This is a genomic window from Pseudomonas sp. MAG002Y (assembly GCF_019400845.1).
Lineage (GTDB): Bacteria > Pseudomonadota > Gammaproteobacteria > Pseudomonadales > Pseudomonadaceae > Chryseomonas > Chryseomonas luteola.
On sequence record NZ_WOEJ01000005.1, the window covers coordinates 266,747 to 291,026 of the forward strand.

The window sequence follows — 24,280 nt, forward strand, 5'->3', positions numbered from 1 at the left end:
ATTGCGAATGTTTCAAAAAATAACAAGAATTAATGCTAAGAATAGGCTTTCAAAGCAGCGCATAAACATTTAACTTCCGTAGCCGAACCTAATCATACGATGATCAATGGGATCTGGATGGAATCGACTGATGCGTTGAACGCCACCATGAAGAAGTTTGGCGCTCCTGATACGGTGATTCGTGATTACCGCTACTGGTCCGTGCTGTTGCGACCCCAGCAGGTAACATTAGGCTCTCTGGTATTGATCGCCAAGGAGCGAGTCACGGCATTTGCCGAATTGAGTCCGGCGGCATTTGCAGAACTGAAGAACGTTACTGTCGATATAGAAAGTACTTTAAAAAGTGTTTTCAACTACGACAAACTGAACTATCTAATGTTAATGATGGTCGATCCAGACGTCCATTTTCATGTAATACCTCGTTACAACAGTCCCCGTACTTGGGCTGACCGGGAGTTCAGTGATAGTGCCTGGCCAGGACCCCCTCAGTTGAATTCATCAATTGAGTTTCAAAAGGTCGACAGCGTTAAATTACGTGATGAACTGATGCATTGCTGGCCTTGCTGATCGGCCCGCTGCATGCGATGTGCTGAGAGCAGGACCAAAGGGATGGCCGAACTGTACATGTCTGCAACACTAACTCAACATGGTTTACCCCAGCGCCTGGCTGATTTCTCGACGTTGTCGGAAGCGCTTGATTATGCAGCTGAAGGGGAGACAGGGCTGAATTTCTATGATGGCCGTTGCCGCCTGACGGCTGTTGTACAGTACGGTGCCCTCAGAAGAGAGGCTCTCAAGGTAGCTAAAAGGCTTCATGGTTTGGGACTTGAGCGGGGAGACCGGGTTGCCCTGATCGCCGACACCGACCTGTCTTTCATGGAGGTTTTCTACGGCTGTCAGTACGGTGGCTTTGTGCCCGTTCCGCTGCCGATTCCCTCGGGGCTAGGCAGTCACGATATCTACGTCAAGAAACTCAAGGGACTTCTCAAGAGTTGCGAGGCCTCTGCCGTATTCGCACCGGCCGAGTTGGTCAAGTTTGCCGAGGAGGCTGCTGAGCAGCCGATGCGATTCATCGGTACGGCCAAGGAGCTCTCCCTGCGCACGCTGCCAGCAGTCGAGTTGGTGCCTTCCCGTGCCGATGAGGTTGCGTATTTGCAGTACACCTCTGGCAGTACCCGTTTCCCCCGTGGTGTCGTTGTAACGCAGCGGGCTGTGATGGCGAATCTGCAAGGCATTACGCGAGATGGGCTGGGCGTTCAGCCGGGTGATCGCTGCGTCTCGTGGTTACCGTTCTATCATGACATGGGGTTGGTCGGATTTGTCCTTGGCCCGATGGCGTCCCAGCTGTCCGTTGACTATCTGCGGACCCAGGACTTTGCCATGCGTCCCAGGCAGTGGCTGAGTCTGATCAGCCAGAACCGCGGTACGATTTCGTTTGCGCCTCCTTTTGGTTACGACATTTGCACGCGCCGTGTTCGCGAAAGCGATATGGAGCGTTTTGACCTGTCCAGCTGGCGCATCGCAGGTATTGGCGCCGAGCCCATTAGGGCAGAGGTGTTGAACCGTTTCGCCATGCAGTTTGAACGGACGGGCTTTGATCGCAAGGCGTTTTTGCCCTGTTATGGACTGGCGGAGAGCACCCTGGGCGTCAGCTTCGCGCGTCGTGATACCGGTATCCAGACGGACCGTATCAATCGCTGGGAGCTTGAGCACCATTCCCAGGCCATTCCTTTCGACGGGCCGGACAGCAACGCCAGCAGCTTTGTCAATTGTGGTGCGGCCCTGCCCGGACATACGCTTGAAATCCGTGATGACAATGGACATGCCTTACCTGAGCGTGCAATCGGTCGTATTACCTTGAAAGGGCCGAGCCTGATGTCGGGATATTTCTGCGACGAAGAGTCTACCCAGGCAGTCATGAGCCCTGAAGGTGATTGGCTGGATACAGGAGATCTGGGCTATCTCTCCAAGGGTGAGCTTTATATTACCGGTCGCCGCAAAGACCTGATCATTGTGCGCGGACGTAATATTTGGCCTCAGGACATTGAGTACCTGGCCGAATGTCAGCCGGATATTCGTCCTGGGGATGTCATTGCCTTTCTTATCCCAGGCGAAGAAGAGCCTCAGGTCATCGTCCAGGTTCAGTGCCGTATCATGGATACGGAACAGCGTGAGCATTTTGCTCAATCGCTGACCAAGCTCATCAACAGCGAGTTTGGCCTTACCTGCCGGGTGGAGCTGGTGCCGCCCCATTCATTACCGCGTACGTCATCCGGCAAGCCCTCGCGAGCCGAGGCACGCAAGCGGTTTATCCAGCAGATCGAGGCTGATTGCGGCCTCTCTCTTGCTGCTGGATAAGCCTTTGACCGCTCAGGTTGTCGCCCTCACGGGGGCGACAGGCTTCATCGGAACCATCTTGCGCAAGCGTCTGGTTGAAGCGAATCTCACGGTACGCGCTCTAAACCGACGCGAAGACGGCCCCTGCGACGGCGTCACCTGGATTAAGGGTTCGCTTGAGGAGCCTGCCTCACTTGAGCGTCTGGTAGACGGGGCGGGTATTGTTATTCACCTTGCCGGTGCCGTTAGAGGCAGCACTCCCGATCAGTTCAACCGGATCAACGTCGACGGTAGCGCCCATCTGATGGAGGCTGTACGGCGGATTGGCGCAGGCCGGCGGTTTCTTTTGATGTCTTCTTTAGCGGCTCGGCATCCAGAGTTGTCCTGGTATGCAGCCTCCAAACGTGAGGCAGAGCAGGCTATCCAGCAACGGGCCGGCGACCTTCCGGTTACGGTATTCAGACCTACCGCGGTCTATGGGCCTGGCGACAAGGAGATACGGCCACTATTCCAGTGGTTGCTGCGTGGCTGGCTATTGACGCTGGGTGAGCAATCCGCACGCTTGTCATTCATCCATGTGGAAGATCTCGTTCGCGCTGTGGTGGCTTGGGTCGGTGCCTCACAGGTACACTCGGCTACCTATGAACTCAGTGATGGTCATCCTGGCGGCTATGACTGGCAGAGCATTGCCGAGATTGCTAAAAGAGTTCGCCAAGGGCCGGTGCGTAAGGTTACTGTGCCTGCCGCAGTGCTTGAGGGAATGGCACAAGTCAATCTGTCCCTTTCCCACTTGACACGACGTGCGCCCATGCTGACACCTGCCAAGGTAGGTGAGTTGAGACATCCTGACTGGTCATGCAGTAATGCAGCCGTTGAGCAGGCACTGGGATGGCATCCAAATATCCTGCTGGAGAAGGCTTTGCAAGAGCGTAGTTTCTGAAAGGCCTAGGGCATTCATTCCGTTTAGGGACTTAGTCATGACATCCCAAGAAAAAATACTCGAAAAGATCTTTGCTTACCTCAATCGCCTTGCGCCTCCCGGTACGCCTATTCATCCCGATATCGATCTGATTCAGGAGCTTGGCCTAGACTCCATCAAGGTCATGGACCTTCTGATGGAAATGGAAGACGAGTTCGATATCTCCATCCCGCTCAATGTCCTGACCGACGTCCGAACCCCCGCGCAACTGGCACATGCTGTCATCGCCTTGCTGGAGCCTGCAGATGGCACTGTTCGATAAGTTCAACAAGCTGGCACAGGAACGTACCGCTCTGATCCAGGCGGAGCCCAGTCCCTTTGGTACGCGCATCGACGAAATCTATACGCCTACTGAAGGACGTATTGGGCAGTGGCGTGTAGTGCTTGCGGGAACCAACAATTACCTGGGGTTGACCTTCGATGCTGAATGCATCAAGGCTGCCCAGCAGGCGTTGGAACATGAAGGCACTGGTACGACCGGCTCGCGCATGGCCAATGGCAGCTACGGCAGCCACATGGCACTTGAAGAGGAATTAGGTGATTTCTTTCAGCGCCGCTCGGTCATTGTATTCTCGACAGGCTATCTGGCCAACCTAGGCATTATCGGCACCCTGGCGGGGCCGGACGACATCGTCCTGCTGGATGCCGATTGCCATGCCAGTATCTATGATGCCTGCCGCATGGGTGGGGCCCAGGTCATTCGCTTCCGGCATAACGATGCCGCCGACCTGGAAAAGCGCATGCTTCGCCTGGGCGAAAAGGCCCGTGATGCGATCATCATTGTAGAAGGCATCTACAGCATGATGGGTGATCAGGCTCCACTCAAGGAGATCGTCGAGGTCAAGCGTCGTCTGGGTGGATATCTGCTGGTTGATGAAGCGCATTCCGTTGGGGTGCTGGGTGCCAACGGCCGCGGTCTGGCCGAGGAGCTGGGCGTCGAGGATGAGGTAGATGTCATCCTGGGTACGTTCAGCAAGAGTCTGGGTGCGATTGGCGGCTTTGCAGCAAGCCAGCACGCTGAGTTCGATCTGCTTCGTTATGCAAGTCGCCCTTATATCTTTACAGCGTCACCTTCGCCTTCAGTGATTGCTTCCGTGCGTACGGCGTTACGTAGCCTGCGTACCCGTCCCGAGCTTAGAACGCAGCTTTGGGACAATGCACGACAGTTGCACAAGGGATTGTCGGCGTTAGGCTATCGGGTAAGTTCAAGACCGAGTCCTGTCATTCCGGTCATGCTGGGTTCGCCCAAGGAGGGGGTTGCCTTCTGGGAAGCGCTGATCGAGCAGGGCGTTTATGTGAATCTGGTGCTGCCTCCTGCCAGCCCCAACGGGGATGCGCTGGTTCGCTGCAGTGTCAGCGCCGCTCATACGCCAGAACAGATCGACCAGATCATTGCTGCCTTTGCAACGCTGCGTGATGTGTTTTCGACCGCGGCGCAAGTCGGCTGACGTGTCTGCCTTACGCCGCTTTTACAGGGGTAAGGCAAATCGAAAGTTTATGAACCAAGCTATAGGCTCACAGGGATACGGAGCTGGATTACCCCTTTGTAGTCTGGCGATAGGTTGAGCCGTGCGCTCCCTATCCAGTTAACCGAGCCCATCGCTAACGGATATACCATGCGGATTCTTTTTGCTTACGGCCGGGCTTACCCGGTGCGTACGTTTCTGATGTTGATAAGCCTGCTGCTGGCAGGTATCGCGGAAGGGGTCGGCTTGACGACCTTACTGCCGCTACTCTCTATTGCCCTGGGCGATCAGGCGCATTCCGACCTGGCCAATAAGGTCATTCATGTCCTTGGGCTGGTGGGTCTTGAGCCTACACTGGCAACGATGCTGGTCGTGATCGTTGTTGGGCTGACGCTGAGCAGTACCTTGGTGCTCTTGGGTAACCGTCAGGTCGGTTATGCCGTAGCCCATGTGGCCACTGACCTTCGAATCGATCTGATTCGTGCGTTGCTGGGGAGTCGCTGGGAATATTACCTGCGTCAGCCTGCCGGTGCGCTGGCCAATGCTGTAGCGACCGAAGCCTATCGTGCCTCGACAGGGTATGAGCATGCGGCCAATATGTTGGCGCTGGTCATTCAGGCGGTTGTGTATGCCGTCATTGCGTTCATCGTTTCGTGGAAGGCAACGCTGGTTTCGCTCATCCTGGGAGGTTTTCTCCTGATGGCCCTGCAGCGCCTGGTAAAGACGTCCCGGCGCGCCGGCAAGAGTCAGACCAGTCTCATGCGCGAGCTGCTGGCTCATCTGACCGATACGCTGGGGTCGGTCAAGCCGCTCAAAGCCATGGCGCGTTATGACATTGCCGATTCGCTGCTTCGGCATCAGGCAGCCGAGCTCAACAAGGCGATGGAACGTGAGGTCATGAGCCGTGAAGCGTTGCGTGCGCTTCAGGAGCCCATGCTTGCCATCCTGGCAGCCGCTGGGCTGTATGCGGCGCTGGTGGTCTGGAAGCTGCCTCTGTCGTCTGTCATGGTGCTCATCTTTCTGGTGGTGCGGGTACTGGGTCTGCTTCACAAGGCACAGCAGCGCTATCATCGGATGGCCGCACAGGAGAGCGCCTATTGGGCGTTACAGGATTCCATCAACGCGGCGCTGGCGGATGCTGAGCCCAATGGCGGCACCCGCACACCGTCTCTGAAAAGCGCTATCGTGTTCGAGCAGGTGTCCTTTCATTACGGAAGCAAACCGATCCTGAGCGAGGTGGACCTTACTATTCCGGTTGGAACGTTTACCAGTCTCATTGGGCCGTCTGGCTCGGGAAAGACCACTATTCTGGATCTGATATGTGCGCTGCTGGCTGCCCAGTCTGGACGTGTCCTGATCGACAGTGTTCCGATTGAGGAGCTCGACAAGCGCCAATGGCGTCGCCTGATTGGCTATGTGCCGCAAGAAACCTTACTGTTGCATGACACCGTTCTGGCTAACGTTACGCTGGGTGATCCCGAGCTTACGGCTGCTGATGCCGAGCGGGCGCTGAAGCAAGCCGGAGCATGGGAGTTCGTGGAAAAACTCACCGGCGGTATGAATGCTGTCGTAGGGGAGCGGGGCGGACGTCTTTCGGGTGGGCAGCGTCAGCGTATCGTTATTGCCCGTGCCCTGGCGCATAACCCTCGTTTGTTGATTCTGGATGAGGCCACCAGTGCGCTAGATCCTGAGTCCGAAGCCGCGATCAGCCATACCCTGAAAGCGCTAACCCCTGGTATTACCATAATTGCCGTATCGCACCGGCCTGCACTGATTGATGTGGCCGATCAGGTGTATCGCCTGTTCGAAGGGCGGCTGACGCAGATCAAAAGCAATGAGCTCGACGAGGTGGCGCATTGACCTCTAACACGGATGCCGTCCGGTCTGCCCCGGAGGGCATCCGTTCAGACGCTGGCTGCCTCACCTTGTGGGCTACGGGTGAGTCGATAGAACATCATCATTTCGTCTTCCGTTTTCAGACCTAGCGAAGCGGTTTTGGAAAACAGATACTCGAAGCCGCTCTTGACCAGAACCCTGCCTGAGGCAGGGTTGCGCGCAAGATGATTGCCGCGCACCTCGATCAGGTCCAGCGTTTGAAAGCCAAAGTCTGTAATAGCCTTGCAGGCTTCGGAGCCGTATCCCTGATTCCAGTAATCCACGCCGATCCAATAGGCAACGATAGCGCGTCGGTCACGGATGTGATTCAGCGAAATGACGCCAATCAGCTGCTCTGTCTGTTTCAATCGAATGCCAAAGGCAGCCAGCTCGCCGGCTTCCCAGCGAGCGATGTGAGTAGCGATCCATGATTCGGCCAATCCATCGGGATACGGATGGGGAATGTGCGCCGTTACATCGGCAATCAAGGGCGAATTGGCCAGCAACTGAATGCGTGGCGCATCACTTGGCAGGAGCGGGCTTAATAGCAAACGGTCCGATAGGAGGGTAGGCTGAGTCACGGTCTGTTTTGTGGCGATGGACAGATCCCGAATGTAGCATGGTGTCCATGACCGAATCGTGTCTTCGTCTATGGGGCCTTGAGCGTAATCCAGGTAGGAGCGTGATCACTGGCATGGGGCTGGTCACGTAGCCAGCGGTCTACACCGGCATCCAGCAGACGTGGCGCAAGTGATGCACTGAGCAGGAGATGATCGATACGCATGCCCGAGTTTTTCTGCCAATGCTGGCGGAAATAGTCCCAGAATGTATAGATGCGCTCGTTAGGGTGGCAGGTGCGCAGGGCATCGGTCCAGCCTTGTTCCAGAAGCTGCTCGAAGCAGGCTCGGCTTTCCGGTTGCAATAACGCATCTTTCTGCCAGGAGCGCGTGCTATAGATATCCTCATCTGTAGGAATGACATTGTAGTCGCCTGCAAGAACGACCGGATGACCACTTGCCTGCAGCTGGGCAGCATGAGCATTCAGCTTTTCAAACCAATCCAGCTTGTAGTCAAATTTAGGACCTGGTTGTGGGTTGCCATTGGGAAGATACAGGCAACCCACGACGACTCCATGAGCGACCGCTTCCAGATAACGGCTCTGGGGGTCGTTCTCATTACCCGGGAGGCCGCGTCGACTTTCCTGGGGCGTTTCGCCCTTTGCCAGGATAGCCACTCCATTCCAGGACTTCTGGCCCTGCCATAACGCACCGTAACCGGCATTCTGGATCTCATCGACAGGAAAACTGGCATCAGCCATTTTCAATTCCTGCAAACACACAATGTCAGGGGATTCACGGTGTAGCCATTCGAGCAGATGAGCACGTCGTGCCTGCAGGCCATTCACATTGAATGTGGCGATTTTCAGCGGTTCCACAAGAGCTCCTTGTAGCGGTAATGTCATCCACAACGCGTTGTAGGGATAGACGTATGACCTCGGCAGCAGGCGTTCTTTCCGGTCGTCTGCACTTCTTCATGAAACCTTTGGATACATTGAGGCTCCACAAGGGGTGTAAATCCTCACCGGCAGACTTTGCGTGTTCTGGCTCGGCACGTTGCGGCTGTCTCTGTTTCAAGGGAGATAGTGTTGACTGATTTGATGAATAATCCTGATCTTTGGCTTGCTGTTGGACAGATCATCCTGATCGATATCCTCTTGGGTGGCGACAATGCCGTGGTAATTGCATTGGCTTGTAGAAAACTGCCCGAGGCGCAGCGAAATAAAGCCATTCTGGGTGGCGCGCTCGGTGCCATCCTGCTCAGGATCGTATTGATCTTTTTCGCTCTTGAATTGTTGACGTTGCCTTATCTCAAGCTAATCGGTGCGCTGCTGCTCGCCTGGATCGGTGTAAAACTGATGCTGCCCGAGGGTGAGGACGAACATGCTGATTTGAAGGCAAGCCCGAAACTGCTGGGCGCTATCTGGACCATTATCGTGGCAGATGCGCTTATGAGCCTGGATAACGTTGTGGCGGTGGCAGGGGCGTCCCATGGCCAGCTCGAACTGGTCATTTTTGGAATCGTGGTCAGCATCCCGATCATTATTTGGGGGAGCAAGCTGGTGTTGCGCCTGATGGAGCGTTTTCCAATCATCATCAAATTGGGCGCGGCGCTGTTGGGCTGGATTGCGGGTGGAATGGCGGTGGCCGATACCAGCCTGCCTGCCTTGCCTTCATGGGCGCATTACGCAGCGGGTGTAACAGGCGCGCTGATCGTTGTCGCGATAGGTACGTTGCTGGGGCGCTATCAGCAACATCGTGCGCTACGGTCAGGTGGTGCTTAAGGTGAGGTTAGCCTGGCGCCTGATAAAGCCCAGGCACCAGAAGTATTCACGAGAACGTGATAAGGCCGGGGATATCAGGGAGTGATAACCAGAGAAATGCAAGACCCGTGGTAAGAATCAAGAGAAAGTAAAAGACGCGCATGGCGAAAGCCTCTGAACATACAGGCACGCAAGGGCAAAGAAGCAAGCAAACATTGCAGCCTGTTAAAGATGACAAGAAGAGAGCAAAGGCAGAATCCAATTATAGATAATGCGGCGCTGTTGTCATCTGCGGTTCGCTTGCTTTCAGAGGGGATGAACCTAGGGCGGGGCTGGGGAGGTAGGGATGAGCCTTGGGCTGTACCTGAAAAGATCCGGACCCGCCCTTATGGCGGAAGGCAGGCCCGGATAAGAGTGCCTATTCGCGTGCTGCTGTCGCTGCGTTATCGGCGATCAATGAAATCAAGGCGTTCTGCTGACGTCCTGACAAGCCCCTGAAGCGCTGCAGCAGTTCGCGTTCATGGGCGCTCAGCTCAGGGCTATCCAGCCGCATTCTGGCGCTACCGTCCATTTCACCATTCTGGATCAAGCTCTGCTCAAGGCGAGCGATAATTTCGGAGTTCATGCTCCGGTGATGGTGACGGGCTACATCCGCAATATGATCGCGCATTCCTTCAGGAAGACGGACGACAAATTTGTCTGCTGTACGGCTGGAATAAGATCTGATTGCCTGAGTCATGAGTTTAAGTCATCTAAATGATTGGGAAGCGTATATTCAAGGTCAAGCTGGCTTTCAGGTGTTGAAAGGCAGGGATCACCTGATGTGTTTTTAAAGCCAAACTAGGGCCTTTTTATCAACGTCCTTTTATTGATTGGTCTATCCATCTTTCTATTAAGCACGCATGGCAATCAGGTCGTTTTATTGAAGACCTAATGCATTTCTTGTCTGGTTGTCGATTTCTATCCAGAAAGCGACGACCGGTTTGTTATCAATAAGATGTGGTTTGGAAATACGGTGAATATTCAGGCCGGCACGTTTGAGCAGTCTTTCGTTGCCAACACCGGAAAAAGCGATCAGGCGGTGCGCTCCTCGAGCACTTGCAGCATCAACTACTTTTGACATCAAGGCGATATTGTTTTGCCATGATTGCGCAGCGGTTAATACTTTATTTTTGGGGGTGCTCAAGGCAAAGCGAGACAGTTCCCAAATATCGGAAGAATGCGGTAAGGCCGCGCCTTCCATTAATTCGGGGAAGACTTCACCCAGTAGATACGGCTTATGGGTAGGCAGTAAGCGGGCGCAGCCACAGACTTCGTTGTTGCTGTCATGTGCCACTACATAAAGGGTGTCCTCACGGTCGAACTCATCTTGTTCGTTACCTTCCTGACACTCGAGAGGCCAACCCATCTTTTCAACAAAAATATTGTATCGATATACCGAAAGGGCCTGTGCCATGGCCGGTTTTAAATCTTTAACCGTCCCTGTTACCATATTAAGCATATCGCATCTCCGTAAGTGTCTTTACTCCATTACAAGAGAGCGACGTTTTTTTGGACAGCTGCCCATCTGGACAGGTCTGCTTATAAGGTGACTGGAATTCCGGACTGCCAGTTTTGTCGAGAGAGCCAGGATATTAGTAGTTCTTCTGTAGCCCGTGGTCCCAGATCGTAACCGGTTGCACATCGCAGCATCAGATTGGTGCTGATTCCACCGGGAGCAAGGTAGGGGCTTCCAATTGAACTTTGTCTGAACCAGGTCCAGCCAATGCTGATGGAGGGTGAATGTGTCGTGCTGGCCCATTCGCAAAATCCGGCAGAAGCGGCGTCTATTCCAAGGCTGTGCAGCTCCTCAACAAGATCCATGTCCATCCAGGCCATGTATTGGTAAAAGGTGACGTCGCTGAACTCCTTGTAAGACATGCGGATGAAATGATCTGGTGCTAATAAAGACATGGCAGCGCCCTTGGGATGCGACGAAAGAATACCTAAATCGACCAAGATTCATCACCTTACAAGTTGTTTCGCAATAATTAAGTCATCACCAATAGATGATGGTACGGAGCCTGTTAGAAACAAACCACTGCCCATTTGGGCATCTTTTACAAAGGTTGAAGTAATGTGAAAGACTGGCGTGAGGATTATCTCTCTTTATGCTCCGGGGCTAAATCCGAACATCAATTGTTCAGTGAGCTTGGAAAGATCATTTCAGGTCTGGGGTTTCAATTCTGTTCTTATGGCCTTCAGGCGCCACTTCCTGTTTCTAGCCCAAAAATAGAACTTCTTACAACATTTCCTGATGCCTGGAAAAGTAAGTATGTAGCTAATAATTATTACTGCATCGACCCAACTGTACGGCACGGTATCCGGGAACAGTCCCCTCTGATCTGGTCAGCGGAGCAACCAGCAGTGGAGCATGATTTCTGGGAAGAGGCGATGCAGCATGACATTCGTCATGGCTGGTGCCTGTCGTCGCGAGGGCAGTTCGGGACGATGGGATTGTTGTCGCTGGTTCGTTCTTCGGAAAAACTTACCGTTACAGAACTCGACGAAAAAGAAGCCAAGCTTATATGGCTGACTACGCTTGTTCATTCTTCAATGGTGCGTTTTCTGGCTCCGAAAACCATGCCTGAATGTACGAGTGAACTAACTTGCCGTGAGCGGGAAGTTCTCAAATGGACAGCCGTAGGCAAGACGTATATCGAAGTTGGACTGATTCTTAATATCGACGAGCGTACCGTTAAGTTTCACTTGGTAAATGCCATGCGGAAACTTCATGCATCCAATAAGGCGGAGGCGGCGGTCAAAGCGTCTTTGTTGGGGATGTTATTCTAGTGACTACTGCCTCAAGGGCCTGTCTGAAACGCATCAGCCAGATCCTTGATTCATTACGCAGCTCACTTACCGGGCCGGTCCATCAGACCAGGGAATCTGAAGATGGGCTCGATCCTTGTACTGGTCGATACGCAGAGCGTTGGGCTCATCGGTCTGCTCAACCCAGGCCTGAGCAGCTTCGCGGCTTCGCCCAAAATGCATATGGCGCTCGATCAGCCGGGTACGGCGCTCATCAGGGTCGACAGCAACGTACCAGCACTCGTCGAACAGTTCGGCCACGGGTTGCCAGGGGCCCTCATCAAGTAGCAGATAGTTTCCCTCACTGATGATCAGCGACACTTCGGATGAGACTGGAATCGATCCGGCAATGGCTTCCTCGATGTCACGATGAAACGAGGGCGCGTAGACCGTTTCGTCTGCCTGCTGGTGCCTGAGGCGCTCCAGCAGGGCCCGGTATCCATACACATCGAATGTATCCGGTGCCCCTTTGCGTTTCGCGCGGCCAAGGCGAGCCAACTCCCGATTGGCCAGATGAAAGCCGTCCATGGGTACGACCAATGCTCGCGTGCCCAGCTCAGCCGCCAGCAGATCTGCCACGGTCGACTTGCCAGCACCCGGTGGGCCAGCGATTCCCAGCAGGCGACGACCACCTTGCTGCAAAAGGGCTTCGGCCCGCTCGATAATGGGTTTAGGTAGGGAGAGGCCCGCTACCGGGCGTTGGCTGCTGGTCATCGTGGCTCGCTTCTTGTTGCGGATGGATTGTCTATGCCGAACGTGCTGTATGCCTGGGCAGACGGTTTGTCACCGCGCCGTTACCAACTAACAGTTCGCAGCATAGGATGCAGTGACTACTATTCCGACACACCTGTTTTATACGGTAGTCCTGAGTCTGCGTGGTCGTATCGCACGAAGACAAGAGAAAAAGGTGCCGAACCTATTGATTCCTTGAACGGGAGAGAATTCATGGATGTTGTGCGCTGGGGAATGATTGGCTGTGGGGATGTGACGGAGCGGAAAAGCGGGCCAGCCTTTTACAAGGCGTCTGGCTCTGCGCTGGTAGCGGTGATGGGCCGCCGTGCCGAGGCAGTCACCGATTATGCGGCGCGTCATGGCATTGCGCGGGTATACACCGATGCGCAAGCCTTGATCGATGATCCAGACGTGGACGCTGTTTATATCGCAACGCCTCCCGACAGCCATCATGCCTACAGCATGCAGGTGGCCACCGCAGGTAAACATTGCTGTGTCGAAAAGCCGATGGCGCTCAGCAGTACGCAGAGCGAGGAGATGCAGCAGGCATTCGACAAGGCGGGTCGCCATCTTTTCGTATCGTATTACCGTCGGTCACTGCCCCGGTTTCAGCGGGTACGCGAATGGTTGACGCAGGGCCATATTGGCGAGGTCAGGCAGCTGACCTGGAGCCTGATAAAGCCACCTTCGCAAAAAGATCTGGAGCAGCACGCCAACTGGCGAACCGACCCGGCTGTCGCAGGAGGTGGATACTTTGCCGATCTGGCCAGTCATGGCCTTGACCTGTTCCAGTACCTGTTGGGCGATATCGTGGCCGTAAGCGGTTTCACTGCAAGGCAGGCAGGGCTCTATGCGGCGGAAGATGCAGTAGTTGCAAGCTGGCGTTTCTCATCCGGCGCGCTCGGCATGGGGTGCTGGAATTTTGTGGCTGACCGCCATGAAGATCGAGTCGAAATCATTGGCAGTCGAGGGCGTATTCTCTTTTCAGTATTTGGTGATGAACCGGTCCGGCTGGACGCTGAAGAAACTGTCAGCGAGTACATCCAGCACCCTGAGCATATCCAGTGGTATCACGTGCTGGGTATGAATGCGCATATTCGAGGTGAGCGTGACTACGCTGCGCTGGCGAGGGAAGCCGTCAAAACGGACCGGGTAATGGACCAGATTCTGGGGCGTGCCAAGACATAGATAAGCTTGCTGAAATACCTGCGCCAGACAAATCGGTAGGGTTAACAGGCGGATTCGTAAAACCTGCTCTATAGTTCCAGTGCCCTAGATCATTAGTGCGCTACGTTAACCAATAACAAGGAAAAGAGAGGGTTCGATGAAAAAGGCCGCTGCTTTAATCAGCTTAGCCACACTGGCAACAGGAGTCTCGGCGCAAGGTATTTCTTCGCACGGTGTAACACTTGAGCAGAAAGACCTGCCTGTACTAACGGTGGGCGGCTTGCAGTTCAAGGACATGAACCGTAACGGTCGGCTGGATCGTTACGAGGATTGGCGACTGCCTGCCGAGGACCGTGCCCGCAACCTGGTCACCTGGATGACGCTTGAGGAAAAAGCAGGCGCCATGATGCATGGCACCTTTCCGACCGTAGCGGATGCCGGTGGGCTGGGTGGCGGTGCCGTCTATGATCAGGACGCGATTGCCAAGACGATCGAAACCAAGAAGGTAAACACCTGTATCACGCGCCTGGATACAGACCCCGAGAATTTCGCCAAACAGAACAATGCGCTGCAAGTCTTGGCTGAACAATCGCGGCTGGCGATTCCCCTGAGCATCAGCACCGACCCCCGCAACTCTTTCCTCTACACACCAGGCGCCAGCAACCAGTCCGGTTCGTTCTCCAAATGGCCGGAAGCGTTGGGGTTGGGCGCCATTGGGGACGCTAAGGTCGTCAAGACCTTTGCCGAGGTCGTACGCGATGAGTATCGCGCGGTAGGCATCAACGTGGCGCTATCTCCGCAGGCGGATCTCTATACCGAGCCGCGTTGGCCCCGTGGCAGTGGTACTTTCGGACAAGATGCCCAGTTGGCCAAGCGTCTGGTTCGCGCCTATGTTCAAGGCATGCAGAATGGTAATTTCCTAAACCCTGGCAGTGTGGTGACGGTGGTCAAGCACTGGGTAGGCTATGGAGAAGCGAAGGATGGCTGGGACAGCCACAATGCCTATGGCAAATACGCAGACTTCTACGGCAAGGACATTCGCCAGCATATCGTTCCGTTCATAGGGGCATTCGAGGCGAATGTAGGCTCCGTCATGCCGACCTATTCGATTCTGCAGAACGCCTCTCACCAGGGACGGCCGATCGAAGAGCAGGTGGGGGCGGGATTCAACCGCTTCCTGCTACAGGATCTCCTGCGGGACCGCTATGGCTTTAAGGGCGTCGTCGTGAGCGACTGGCTGATCACCAAAGACTGTAACGAGGCTTGCCAGAACGGCAGCAAGCCGGGTGAGCCGTTCTCGCTGGGAATGCCCTGGGGGGTCGAGTCGCTGACAGAGCTTGAGCGTACCGCCAAGGCTATCAACGCCGGGGTCGACCAGCTTGGCGGAGTGGATGACAGCAGTCTTGTAGTAAGTGCGGTCAAGCAGGGGCTCGTGTCCGAGCGTCGTGTGGACGAGGCGGTCATCCGCATCATGAAGCAGAAGTTCGAGCAGGGACTCTTCGAGAATCCGTATGTGGATGAATCCAAGGCTGCCGAGGTTGTAGGCAGTGCAGAGCATCAGCAATTGGCAGATGACGCACAAAAGAACTCGCTGGTACTGCTCAAGAACCGCAAGTTGCTGCCTATTGGCCAGGGCCGAAACGTTTATCTTTATAACGTCGATGCCACTGCGGCGCAAAAGGCCGGCCTGAATGTCGTGGACTCGCTGGACAAGGCGGACGTTGCCATCATGCGTTCCACAGCGCCCTACGAGCTCTTACATCCGAATTATCTGTTCGGAAGCATGCAGCATGAGGGTTCGTTGGACTACCCGGAGGACAATCCAGACCTTATCCAGATCAAGGCTGCCAGCGCAAAGGGTGTGCCGACCGTTGTAAGTGTGTATCTGGATCGTCCGGCGGTACTGACCAAGCTTCAGGGGCAGGTAGGCGCTCTGATCGGCAACTTTGGTGTATCCGACGAGATCCTTCTGGACGCGGTAGTCAATCCGACCCGCTTCAAAGGCAAGCTACCGTTTGATCTGCCGCTTTCCATGGAACAGGTAATCAACCGTCACTCAACCAACCAGGAAGGCAACCGCAAACCTCTGTACCCGATGGGGTATGGATTGATGTTCTAACTGCTCTCTGGAAAGGTTTGCCGTGTGGTTGCCAGTGCGGCAAACCCTGCCAGCAGCCTCGACCACGCCACAGGTCTTGTGTGGCGTGGTCTATTGCAAGCGCTCCAGCGGTATCTGTGTCGTGACAGAGCTATCAAGGCTGGTGGAAGTCGCCGGTTTTCTTGAAGACTTCAAACGCCTGGATCAGCCCACTCAGCGTTCCGGGTTCCATTGGTGAGTGGCCTGCATCAGGCACCATGTTCAGCACGGAGCCAGGCCAGGATTTGTGCAGCCGATAGGCAGCATGAGGCGTTGCGATCATATCGTGCCCACCTTGCACAATGGCGCACGGCAGGTGGTTGATACGGTCAATGTTGCGAAGCAACTGGTCGTCTTCCAGAAACATGCTGTGCTTGAAGTAATACGGATCCAGGATACCCATGCCCATCATGGTCGTATCGTCAGCGACTTGCTCTTCAACGCCTTCAGGATCATGGCGCAGCAGCGCACAGCTGCCGGAATACTTTACCCAGTAACGGGCGGCCTCCCTCCGGATGTCTTCGTCTTCGGAAATCACCCGCTTGCTGTAGGCTTCCAGCAGATCACCTTGTTCTTCTTCTGGCAGCCATTTGACGAAGTCTTCATGGGCCTTTGGGAAAAACAGGCGCATACCGTAAACGAACCAGTTGATCTCATCGGTTGTGCCCAGAAAGATGCCACGCAGGACAAAACCCAGGCAACGCTCAGGATGGGCTTCGCCATAAGCAAGCGCCAAGGTGGTTCCCCATGAGCCGCCACAGACAAGCCATTTGTCAATGCCGAGCATCTCCCTTAGGGTCTCGATGTCATCGATCAGATGCTGGGTCGTATTGTTTTTAACCTCGGCCAGAGGAGTGGAGCGTAACGCGCCACGCTGATCGAAGAGGATGATGCGGTAATAGTCCGGGTCCCAGAATTGGCGCTTGGAGGGCGGGGCCCCTTCGCCAGGTCCGCCGTGCAGATAGACGACGGGTAACCCCTCAGGATTGCCGGACTCCTCCCAATAGAGTTGATGGGTGTCGTCAACCTGAAGCATCCCGCTTCGGTTGGGATTCTCGATGGGAGGGAAAATTGAATAACAAACTTCACACTGAGCATCCATAGATAACTCCGCAAGACAGATTTACTGCTCTATTCGACTGTGCGGCTTCCTGCTGAATGTGAGGCGATACTTGCCATGTCAGGTTAAGGCGAATGAGGTATGAGCTGAGAAGGGGGTGGTAATCCAGATCAGGTTATTGATTCGGATACGTTTTATAGGAGCTGTTTCGCTGGTGTGGAGTTTCTATTGAAAGGTATCGAGCCGATGGAAGGCCGGGTGCGCGATGGCCACCCGGCGTGAGAGCATCAAGCCGAGGCTATGGCGTCCGGACGCATGGCCTGATCAATGGCCTTGGCCAGCTCTTCCAGGCGGAAGGGCTTGGCCAGCTTGTGCAGATCAACCGAAAGCGTTGCTGGCAACTCGGCATACCCTGATGCGAGCACTATGGGAAGGTCCGCCCAATGAGCCCGTATGGCCTCTGCCAATTGAGTGCCGCTCATGTAAGGCATGGCCTGATCAGTAATGACCAGATCGACAGGCGGATATGCCTTCCTCATTATATCGAGCGCCTGGGTGCCACTGGAGGCCTTGTAAACGGTGTTTCCCAGGTCTTCCAGCATGGCAGCGGTACTGGTCAGGACGAGCGGGTCGTCGTCTACCACCAGGATATGAAAGGTATTTCCGGGTTTGTCTGTTGAAGGCGCGGGTAGAGGGTCGTCAGTGGTCTGCATGCCGGCATCAGATACGTGTGCGGCGGGTAACCAGATTTCGGCTGTAGTGCCTTCGCCCAGCCGGCTTTTGAGGATGAGCCTGCCACCGGATTGTTCGGTAAGGCCGTGCACCATGGACAGTCCAAGCCCCGTTCCCTTACCGATGCCCTTGGTGGTAAAGAAAGGCTCCATGGCACGGGACAATGTGTCTTCATCCATTCCCTGGCCGGTGTCCTGTACCGATAGGCAGACGTAGGCCCCCGGTTTCAAGTGGCTGGGATGGCCTTGGGAGATTAGTTCATCACGGGCCGAGATGATGATGGAGCCGCCCTCCGGCATGGCGTCTCGTGCATTCATGGCCAGGTTGAGCAGGGCCAGCTCCAATTGATTGGTGTCGGCGTGGGCGGGTCTGAGAATCAGCGGAAAGCGGGTTTCGATCTTGATCGACGGGCCCAGGGAGCGCTGAAGCAGTTCGGCCATACCGCGGACCAGAGTAGGCAGCTCAATGGTCTCCGGATTCAGTTCCTGACGGCGTGCGAAGGCCAGCATGCGCTGGGTCAAAGACACGCCTCGCTGTGCGCCCTGGATGGCATTGTCGAGCAGCGGTGTAACCTTGGGATCATCCGGCACACGCTTGCGAACCAGCTCAAGGCAGCCAATGAACACCATGAGCAGGTTGTTGAAGTCGTGGGCAATCCCACCGGTCAGCTGGCCCAGGGCTTCCATCTTCTGTGACTGGAACAGGGCCTCCCGGGCTTGCTCCAGAGCCAGGTGGGTTTCCCGTTTCTCGGTGATGTCTCGGGTGACCTTGGCGTAGCCGAGGAGGGTGCCGTTGTCGTCCCTTATTGCATCGATGACAACATTGGCCCAAAAGCGTGTACCGTCCTTGCGGATTCGCCAGCCTTCCTTTTCAAAACGACCCTCACGTTGAGCCGTTTCCAGCCCCTGTTGCGGCAGGCCTGCTTCCCGATCTTCAGGGGTGTAGAAGCGTGAGAAATGCTGACCGATGATTTCCTGTGGGGTGTAGCCCTTGATCTTCTCGGCACCGGCATTCCAGCTGGTCACCTGACCGGTCGGGTCCAGCATGTAAAGGGCATAATCGGAGACGCCTTGAACCAGCAGGCGGAACTGCTCTTCACTTTTTCTCAAGGCGTCTTCCGCCGCCTTTCGCTCGGTAAGGTCGCGCGTCACCTTGGCAAAGCCCAACAGCGTGCCTTGTGCGTTACGGATAGGGTCGATCACGACATGTGCCCAGAAGCGTGTGCCGTCTTTGCGAACACGCCAGCCTTCCTGCTCGAACCGGCCTTCACAGCGGGCCTGCTCAAGTGCCCGACCGGGCAGGCCGGTCAGCAAGTCCTCAGCGGTATAGAAACACGAAAAGTGATGACCGAGGATTTCTGTTGTCTCGTACCCTTTGAAGCGGCGAGCGCCGGGATTCCAGCTTGCTACGAAACCGTCCGGATCCAGCATGAAAATCGCGTAGTCAGAAACGGCTTCCACGAGCAGACGATACTGCCCCTCATCGATGAGAGCGGCAGGCAGCCGTTCGGCATGTTGCATCAAGGCATCCTCCAGGTGGGGCTTTATCGTTCTTATAGGTTCAACAGGCTCAGGCCATTAATGCAGGCAGTAACGTACTGAAAGGCTATCAATAATGGCACGTTCACTATAGGAAAAATTGCGGGGAAACGAAGCGAATTGCAGGGGTGATCCGATGAGCTGCCAGTCGGCAGTAGAGACGGACTGCTGGTCTCGATAAGACCAGCAGTCATGCGATGGATCAGTTACCCATCAGGCTGGGCAGGAAGAGAGAGATTGCGGGGATATAGGTTACGGCCATCAGGGCTGCAAACAGGGCTACATAGAACGGCAGCAGCGCCTTTACGGTTTGCTCGATAGTCACCTTGCCTACAGCTGCGCCCACGAACAGCACGCCGCCTACCGGTGGGGTGATCAGACCGATACCCAGGTTGACCAACATGATCATGCCGAAATGCACGGGATCTACGCCAATGGAGATCATGACCGGTAACAGGATAGGCGTCAGGATCAGGATCAGCGGAGCCATATCCATTACCGTACCCAGGATCAGCAGCATGATGTTTACGCACATCAGGATTACATAACGGTTTTCCGAAATGGTCATGAGGGCGCCGGTGATCTGTGCCGGTATCTGCATGAGCGTCATGATGTAGCCAAAGCTTGAGGCAAAGGCAATCAGGATCATCACCACAGAGACCGTACGTACGGTCCGATGCATGAGCTTGGGCAGTTCATTCCACTTGTAATCGCGGTAGATGAACATCGTCACGAAGAATGCCCACAGCACGGCAACCGCAGCAGATTCCGTTGCTGTAAAGATGCCGGAGATAATGCCACCGAGAATGATTACCATGGTCATCATGCCCCAGAGCGCCTCGACGCAGATCTTCAGCGCCTGCTTCATGGGAATGACTTCACCCTTGGGGTAATTGCGCTTCTTGGCGAAGAACAGGCACATCAGCATCATAATGGAGCTGAGCAGAAGCCCCGGTCCAATGCCGGCGATGAACAGCGAGCCGATGGAAACAGTGCCACCCGCAGCCAGCGAGTACAGGACGGAGTTGTGGCTGGGTGGAGTCAGCAGCGCCTGAACCGAGCCGCTGACCGTAACGGCAGTGGCATAGTCACGCGGATAGCCCTTCTTTTCCATTTCCGGAATCAGCACCGAACCTACCGAGGCGGTATCCGCCAGGGAGGAGCCGGAAATTGCGCCAAAGAAGGTCGAGGCCAGGATGTTGACCAGCGACAGCCCACCGCGGATGAAGCCTACCAGCACGTTGGCACACTCCACCAGCCGCCGCGACATACCCCCTTCGGCCATGATGGCCCCCGCCAGCACGAAGAAGGGAATGGCCAGCAGGGAAAACTTGTTGATACCCCCAGCCACCTGAATCATCAGCGCATCGAACGGAATATCGATCCACCAGGCGCCGACGAGCGCCGCTAGGCCAAGTGCGTAGGCAACCGGCATGCCCAGCAGAATCAGCAGTATGAAACTGCCTAGTAATACGAACGCATCCATATCAGGCAACTCCTTCGGCCGCTTCTTCTACCGCATCGTATTGCACGACGCGCCGTTGGCTTTGATCGCCAAAAATGATTCTTTCGAGCACGAACCAGAGGGTCAGCGCGCCACCGATTGGGATAGGCGAATAGGCAATCCCTACCCGGAGCCAGGCCAGGTCACTGGTGAACTGGTACCAGGTCGCCATGCACAGCTTGATACCCCAGATCGTCATGAAGAGGCTGATGGCGGTCATCAGCAGATTGACCAGAACGGCATCGTATTTCTTGAGCAGTGGCGGAAGACGATCGGTAAACATTGCTACAGCCATGTGCGCACCGGCACGGTAGCTGGGGGCTGCGCCAATGAACGTGAAAATGGACATGAGCAGAATGGCGATAGGCTCCGGCCAGGATGAACCGGTTCCCATTACGTAACGGGTAAAAATACCCCACGGAATGATGAGCGAGATGACAAGAATTGACAGGCCCGCTATCCAGACACAGAGGGTATAGATGACATCGTTGACACGCAGAAGAGCATGTTTCATGAAAAGCTCCGAGCGGCCGCATGCTCGCTGCGAGAGGACCTCGGAGCGAGCAGGGCATGTCAGGTTGTTGTTGTAATGGCCGTCAGGCCTTATTGCACCGCTTCAACACGCTTGACCAGCTCGGCGAATTTGGGTCCGTACTGCTGGCTATATTTTTCACGTACCGGCGCGGTGGCGTCATAGAAAGGCTTGCGGTCAACTTCGATAAACTCAACGTTGGCAGCTTTCAACTTGGCGACACTTTCCGCGTTGTACTTGTCCCACAGCTCACGCTCTTCCATCTGCGCTTCACGTGCAGTTTTCTTGACCAGCGCCTGTTGATCCGGCGTCAGCTTGTTCCAGGTGGCCTTGGACATGACCAGCATTTCCGGCAGGATCAGGTGACCTGTCTGGGTGTAATACTTGGCTACCTGGAAATGGTTCTGCGTAACCATGGTAGGCGGGTTGTTTTCCGCGCCATCGATCACGCCGGTCTGCAAGGCGCTATAGATCTCACCGGTTGCCATCGCAATACCGCTGCCGCCCATGGCGTTCAGGGTGTCAATGAAGATCGGGTTGCCGATTACACGGATCTTCATGCCGCCAAGGTCTTCTATCTTGCGCACCGGCTTTTTGGTGTACAGATGGCGGGTACCGCCATCCATCCAACCCAATGCGACGAGATTGAAGTTGGAGTTGGTTACGGTATCCAGCAACTCCTGGCCTACTTCACCATCAATCACTTTGCGCATATGCGCTTCGTCGCGGAAGACGAAGGGCAGGTTGAACACGTTGACTTCCGGCACTACCGGGCCTACCGAGCCGATGGAAATGCGAGCCATCTGAATCGCGCCCAGCTGAACCTGCTCGACCACTTCCTTTTCGCTACCCAGAACACCGCCGGGGAACATGCGAATGCTGAGTTCGCCGTCGGTTTCCTTCTTGAGTTTCTTACCCATGTTGTCGACGGCAACGACCGTCGGGTAGCCCGCCGGGTGAACGTCCGAAGACTTCAGGGTGATATCAGCCAGTGCGATTGCGGGAGTCAGAAGCGCACAGCATGCAGCGGCCAACAGGTTACGTTTGAAATTCATGAGATAACTCCTTAGTACATCTTGTCTTTGTTATGAGGAGTACAGCGGTAGTAGAAGGCGTTGTTCTATCCTCTGAACGTCGGCTCTTCCAGGCCTTTCACGCCAGGCCTCAAGGCAAACACACCGCCCGCCAGAGGTTGATCAGATAGATCACCGCCAGGTCGGATGGAGGTGACGAACAGCGTATCCAGGCCCGGTCCGCCAAAGGCGCACATGGCCGGTTTTTTTACCGGTACGGTCAGCGAACGATCCAGCTTCCCATCCGGGGTAAAGCGATGGATCTGGCCAGCATCATTACCGCAGATCCAATAGCAACCGTCCTCATCCACCGCGGCGCCGTCAGGGCGACCTGGATGATTGTTCATGTCAACGAACAGGCGGCGATTGTGGGGCGTGCCGGTATCCGTGTCGTAGTCGAATGCCCAGATCAGCTGTGCATTGGGATGGGAGTCGGACAGATACATGGTCCGGCCGTCCGGGCTGAAGCCCAGGCCGTTGGGTACGATAAGGTCTTCCAGAATCGGGGTCAGGCCATCGGCTGCGGTCGAGTGTTGCTCAGGGAAGCGGTATAGCTTTCCCGCCGGTGTTGCAGCTGCCATATCCATGACCATGGTTCCCGCCCAGAAGCGACCCTGGCGGTCACAGCGTCCATCATTGAAACGCATGTTTCCGGTCGGGTGCGTCACGTTGGCCAAGGCTGTGGCTTGCAAGGTGTCTCCGTCGGTGATCTCTACCTTGAACAGACCACTCTCAAGGCCTGCCAACCATGCAGTCTCACTGCCGTCATAGCGTGCCACGCAGGCGATCATTTCTGGAGCCAGCCAGGCGCGGGTGCTGCCATCGGCAGCACTCCAGCGGTTGAGGGTACGAGCAGGGATATCGACCCAGTAGAGCGCCTGTTCCCGTGGGTTCCAGACCGGGCTTTCTCCCGTACCGTTGCGGGCATCCAGAATCAGTTCAGCTTGCATCATTCTTATCTCTCTTGTTCAGTCCGATCGTCCTGATCCATCGCAAGCAACGGCGTACTTATTCAAACGGACCCGAGGCAACGAAAGCGCCGCCCTGATACACCATGGACGGATCATCCGCAGCCGGAGCCGGCTCTGCTTCGACTTTCTCGCGGAACTGCTCGGAGGAGTCCTGTGGCTCCCAGCCCAAGTGAGCGGCCAGGCGGTTATCCCACCATACGTCACGGTTCTTGGAGGCTCCAAACACGACGGTGTGGCCAACATTGGGCGTGAACAGGGAGCGGGCGATCAGATTGGTCAGATCGTTGTAGCTCAGCCAGGTAGCCAGCATGCGGCGGTTCTGCGGCTCGGGGAAGGAGGAGCCGATACGGATGCTGACGGTTTCGATGCCATAGCGATCAAAATAGAAGCTGGCGACGTCTTCACCATAGGATTTGGACAGCCCGTAGTAGCTGTCTGGGCGGCGCGGCGAGCTGGCATCGATACGTTCGGTCTGCTTGTAAAAGCCGATGACGTGGTTCGAGCTGGCGAAGATGACGCGCTTGACGCCATGGCGGCGTGCCGCTTCGTAAATGTGGAAGACGCCTTTGATGTTGGCTTCCAGGATTTCCTCGAAAGGACGCTCAACCGAAACCCCGCCAAAATGCAGAATCGCATCTACACCTTTGGCGAGTTCATCGACGGCGGCTTTGTCAGAAAGGTCGCATGGAACGACTTCTTCATGGGGGCCTTCGGCGGGTGCCATGTTGGCGATATCGGAAAGCCGAATCACTTCAGCGTAAGGGCGGAGGGCTTCGCGGAGTACCTTCCCGAGACCGCCTGCGGCGCCGGTGAGAAGGATACGGTTCAAACGCTGATTCTCTACAGAACTGGTCGCCATGTCAGTTTCCTGGTTATTAGTATTATTTTGAGTCGTAAGACATCATACGACTAGATGGCGAAATTTTTAACAGTGCTTACCTGCGATGTCAACGACGCCTTTTTCTTGGAGGCGGTAAGTTGTCGTATCTTACGAGTTTCGCCAAGAC

General features: G+C 55.4%; 23 protein-coding genes. 10 read left to right on the plus strand and 13 right to left on the minus strand.

The features are described 5' to 3' along the window. Nucleotides 1-117: 117 nt before the first annotated feature. The 6 genes from GM154_RS09655 (at nucleotide 118) to GM154_RS09680 (ending at nucleotide 6,642) form a co-directional block, all read left to right on the plus strand. Nucleotides 118-567, plus strand: coding sequence for an HIT family protein (locus GM154_RS09655; protein ID WP_219652074.1), 450 nt, complete (start codon nucleotides 118-120; stop codon nucleotides 565-567). A gap of 42 nt (nucleotides 568-609) precedes the next feature. Beyond that, a complete protein-coding gene (locus GM154_RS09660) occupies nucleotides 610-2,358 on the plus strand; it encodes a fatty acyl-AMP ligase (RefSeq protein WP_125889039.1) in 1,749 nt (582 codons plus the stop codon). Between the two features lie 4 nt (nucleotides 2,359-2,362). Beyond that, complete coding sequence (locus tag GM154_RS09665; protein ID WP_219652075.1) at nucleotides 2,363-3,277, plus strand: NAD(P)-dependent oxidoreductase; 915 nt, start codon at nucleotides 2,363-2,365, stop codon at nucleotides 3,275-3,277. Nucleotides 3,278-3,314: 37 nt separating this feature from the next. Beyond that, complete coding sequence (locus GM154_RS09670) at nucleotides 3,315-3,578, plus strand: acyl carrier protein (protein ID WP_010798135.1); 264 nt, start codon at nucleotides 3,315-3,317, stop codon at nucleotides 3,576-3,578. Continuing rightward, entirely contained in the window at nucleotides 3,562-4,764 is a 1,203-nt protein-coding gene (locus GM154_RS09675; protein ID WP_219652076.1) for an aminotransferase class I/II-fold pyridoxal phosphate-dependent enzyme, read from the plus strand. Before GM154_RS09670 ends, GM154_RS09675 begins: the two co-directional genes overlap by 17 nt. A 168-nt stretch (nucleotides 4,765-4,932) precedes the next feature. After that, complete coding sequence (locus GM154_RS09680; protein WP_219652077.1) at nucleotides 4,933-6,642, plus strand: ABC transporter ATP-binding protein; 1,710 nt, start codon at nucleotides 4,933-4,935, stop codon at nucleotides 6,640-6,642. Nucleotides 6,643-6,686: 44 nt separating this feature from the next. On the opposite strand, the gene GM154_RS09685 is transcribed toward GM154_RS09680, so the two are convergent. Beyond that, a complete protein-coding gene (locus GM154_RS09685; protein ID WP_219652078.1) occupies nucleotides 6,687-7,238 on the minus strand; it encodes a GNAT family N-acetyltransferase in 552 nt (183 codons plus the stop codon). Nucleotides 7,239-7,306: 68 nt separating this feature from the next. Next, nucleotides 7,307-8,092: an exodeoxyribonuclease III gene (locus tag GM154_RS09690; RefSeq protein WP_219652079.1), complete on the minus strand. Its 786-nt coding sequence runs from the start codon at nucleotides 8,090-8,092 to the stop codon at nucleotides 7,307-7,309. A gap of 210 nt (nucleotides 8,093-8,302) precedes the next feature. On the opposite strand from GM154_RS09690, the gene GM154_RS09695 reads away from it, so the two are divergent. After that, on the plus strand, nucleotides 8,303-8,998 hold the full coding sequence (locus GM154_RS09695; RefSeq protein WP_010798140.1) for a TerC family protein: 696 nt from the start codon (nucleotides 8,303-8,305) through the stop codon (nucleotides 8,996-8,998). 397 nt (nucleotides 8,999-9,395) lie between these two features. Here the strand turns inward: GM154_RS09695 and GM154_RS09700 are convergent, their stop codons facing one another. The 3 genes from GM154_RS09700 to GM154_RS09710 all read right to left on the minus strand — a co-directional run bounded on the left by GM154_RS09700 (nucleotide 9,396) and on the right by GM154_RS09710 (nucleotide 10,975). Next, nucleotides 9,396-9,716: an Arc family DNA-binding protein gene (locus tag GM154_RS09700; RefSeq protein ID WP_010798142.1), complete on the minus strand. Its 321-nt coding sequence runs from the start codon at nucleotides 9,714-9,716 to the stop codon at nucleotides 9,396-9,398. Between the two features lie 180 nt (nucleotides 9,717-9,896). Continuing rightward, complete coding sequence (locus GM154_RS09705; protein WP_010798143.1) at nucleotides 9,897-10,478, minus strand: acyl-homoserine-lactone synthase; 582 nt, start codon at nucleotides 10,476-10,478, stop codon at nucleotides 9,897-9,899. Nucleotides 10,479-10,558: 80 nt separating this feature from the next. Then, nucleotides 10,559-10,975 carry a DUF4902 domain-containing protein gene (locus GM154_RS09710; RefSeq protein ID WP_083397884.1) on the minus strand — a complete coding sequence of 139 codons (417 nt, stop codon included), beginning with the start codon at nucleotides 10,973-10,975 and terminating at the stop codon, nucleotides 10,559-10,561. Nucleotides 10,976-11,095: 120 nt separating this feature from the next. Here GM154_RS09710 and GM154_RS09715 point away from each other — a divergent pair, with 120 nt between their 5' ends. Beyond that, nucleotides 11,096-11,809, plus strand: coding sequence for a LuxR family transcriptional regulator (locus GM154_RS09715; RefSeq protein WP_010798145.1), 714 nt, complete (start codon nucleotides 11,096-11,098; stop codon nucleotides 11,807-11,809). Between the two features lie 66 nt (nucleotides 11,810-11,875). Here the strand turns inward: GM154_RS09715 and GM154_RS09720 are convergent, their stop codons facing one another. Further along, a complete protein-coding gene (locus tag GM154_RS09720) occupies nucleotides 11,876-12,541 on the minus strand; it encodes a nucleoside/nucleotide kinase family protein (protein WP_219652080.1) in 666 nt (221 codons plus the stop codon). A 231-nt stretch (nucleotides 12,542-12,772) separates the two neighbouring features. Between GM154_RS09720 and GM154_RS09725 the strand changes: the two genes are divergently transcribed. After that, nucleotides 12,773-13,747 (plus strand): Gfo/Idh/MocA family protein, encoded by a 975-nt coding sequence (locus GM154_RS09725; RefSeq protein WP_219652081.1) that lies wholly within the window; start codon nucleotides 12,773-12,775, stop codon nucleotides 13,745-13,747. A gap of 136 nt (nucleotides 13,748-13,883) precedes the next feature. Then, the gene (locus GM154_RS09730) at nucleotides 13,884-15,845 is read left to right on the plus strand and encodes a glycoside hydrolase family 3 protein (RefSeq protein ID WP_219652082.1); all 1,962 of its coding nucleotides are present in this window, start codon (nucleotides 13,884-13,886) and stop codon (nucleotides 15,843-15,845) included. Between the two features lie 133 nt (nucleotides 15,846-15,978). Here the strand turns inward: GM154_RS09730 and pip are convergent, their stop codons facing one another. From pip to GM154_RS09765, 7 genes are all read right to left on the minus strand, one after another. Then, the gene (gene pip, locus GM154_RS09735) at nucleotides 15,979-16,965 is read right to left on the minus strand and encodes a prolyl aminopeptidase (protein ID WP_219652083.1); all 987 of its coding nucleotides are present in this window, start codon (nucleotides 16,963-16,965) and stop codon (nucleotides 15,979-15,981) included. A 245-nt stretch (nucleotides 16,966-17,210) separates the two neighbouring features. Continuing rightward, the gene (locus GM154_RS09740) at nucleotides 17,211-19,175 is read right to left on the minus strand and encodes a PAS domain-containing sensor histidine kinase (protein ID WP_219652084.1); all 1,965 of its coding nucleotides are present in this window, start codon (nucleotides 19,173-19,175) and stop codon (nucleotides 17,211-17,213) included. 220 nt (nucleotides 19,176-19,395) lie between these two features. Further along, complete coding sequence (locus GM154_RS09745) at nucleotides 19,396-20,679, minus strand: TRAP transporter large permease (RefSeq protein ID WP_150347494.1); 1,284 nt, start codon at nucleotides 20,677-20,679, stop codon at nucleotides 19,396-19,398. 1 nt (nucleotide 20,680) lies between these two features. Further along, entirely contained in the window at nucleotides 20,681-21,211 is a 531-nt protein-coding gene (locus GM154_RS09750) for a TRAP transporter small permease (RefSeq protein WP_010798152.1), read from the minus strand. A gap of 89 nt (nucleotides 21,212-21,300) precedes the next feature. Next, nucleotides 21,301-22,284, minus strand: coding sequence for a TRAP transporter substrate-binding protein (locus tag GM154_RS09755; RefSeq protein ID WP_010798153.1), 984 nt, complete (start codon nucleotides 22,282-22,284; stop codon nucleotides 21,301-21,303). Between the two features lie 65 nt (nucleotides 22,285-22,349). Then, nucleotides 22,350-23,252: an SMP-30/gluconolactonase/LRE family protein gene (locus GM154_RS09760; RefSeq protein ID WP_219652124.1), complete on the minus strand. Its 903-nt coding sequence runs from the start codon at nucleotides 23,250-23,252 to the stop codon at nucleotides 22,350-22,352. A 58-nt stretch (nucleotides 23,253-23,310) separates the two neighbouring features. Continuing rightward, on the minus strand, nucleotides 23,311-24,132 hold the full coding sequence (locus tag GM154_RS09765; RefSeq protein WP_219652085.1) for an NAD(P)-dependent oxidoreductase: 822 nt from the start codon (nucleotides 24,130-24,132) through the stop codon (nucleotides 23,311-23,313). Nucleotides 24,133-24,280 lie beyond the last annotated feature (148 nt).

Coding starts and splice junctions, on each gene's coding strand:
- GM154_RS09655 (WP_219652074.1), top strand. CDS start 118: ATGGAATCGACTGATGCGTTGAACGCCACCATGAAGAAGTTTGGCGCT.
- GM154_RS09660 (WP_125889039.1), top strand. CDS start 610: ATGGCCGAACTGTACATGTCTGCAACACTAACTCAACATGGTTTACCC.
- GM154_RS09670 (WP_010798135.1), top strand. CDS start 3,315: ATGACATCCCAAGAAAAAATACTCGAAAAGATCTTTGCTTACCTCAAT.
- GM154_RS09675 (WP_219652076.1), top strand. CDS start 3,562: ATGGCACTGTTCGATAAGTTCAACAAGCTGGCACAGGAACGTACCGCT.
- GM154_RS09680 (WP_219652077.1), top strand. CDS start 4,933: ATGCGGATTCTTTTTGCTTACGGCCGGGCTTACCCGGTGCGTACGTTT.
- GM154_RS09700 (WP_010798142.1), bottom strand. CDS start 9,716: ATGACTCAGGCAATCAGATCTTATTCCAGCCGTACAGCAGACAAATTT.
- GM154_RS09705 (WP_010798143.1), bottom strand. CDS start 10,478: ATGCTTAATATGGTAACAGGGACGGTTAAAGATTTAAAACCGGCCATG.
- GM154_RS09720 (WP_219652080.1), bottom strand. CDS start 12,541: ATGACCAGCAGCCAACGCCCGGTAGCGGGCCTCTCCCTACCTAAACCC.
- GM154_RS09725 (WP_219652081.1), top strand. CDS start 12,773: ATGGATGTTGTGCGCTGGGGAATGATTGGCTGTGGGGATGTGACGGAG.
- GM154_RS09730 (WP_219652082.1), top strand. CDS start 13,884: ATGAAAAAGGCCGCTGCTTTAATCAGCTTAGCCACACTGGCAACAGGA.
- pip (WP_219652083.1), bottom strand. CDS start 16,965: ATGGATGCTCAGTGTGAAGTTTGTTATTCAATTTTCCCTCCCATCGAG.
- GM154_RS09740 (WP_219652084.1), bottom strand. CDS start 19,175: ATGCAACATGCCGAACGGCTGCCTGCCGCTCTCATCGATGAGGGGCAG.
- GM154_RS09745 (WP_150347494.1), bottom strand. CDS start 20,679: ATGGATGCGTTCGTATTACTAGGCAGTTTCATACTGCTGATTCTGCTG.
- GM154_RS09750 (WP_010798152.1), bottom strand. CDS start 21,211: ATGAAACATGCTCTTCTGCGTGTCAACGATGTCATCTATACCCTCTGT.
- GM154_RS09755 (WP_010798153.1), bottom strand. CDS start 22,284: ATGAATTTCAAACGTAACCTGTTGGCCGCTGCATGCTGTGCGCTTCTG.
- GM154_RS09760 (WP_219652124.1), bottom strand. CDS start 23,252: ATGCAAGCTGAACTGATTCTGGATGCCCGCAACGGTACGGGAGAAAGC.
- GM154_RS09765 (WP_219652085.1), bottom strand. CDS start 24,132: ATGGCGACCAGTTCTGTAGAGAATCAGCGTTTGAACCGTATCCTTCTC.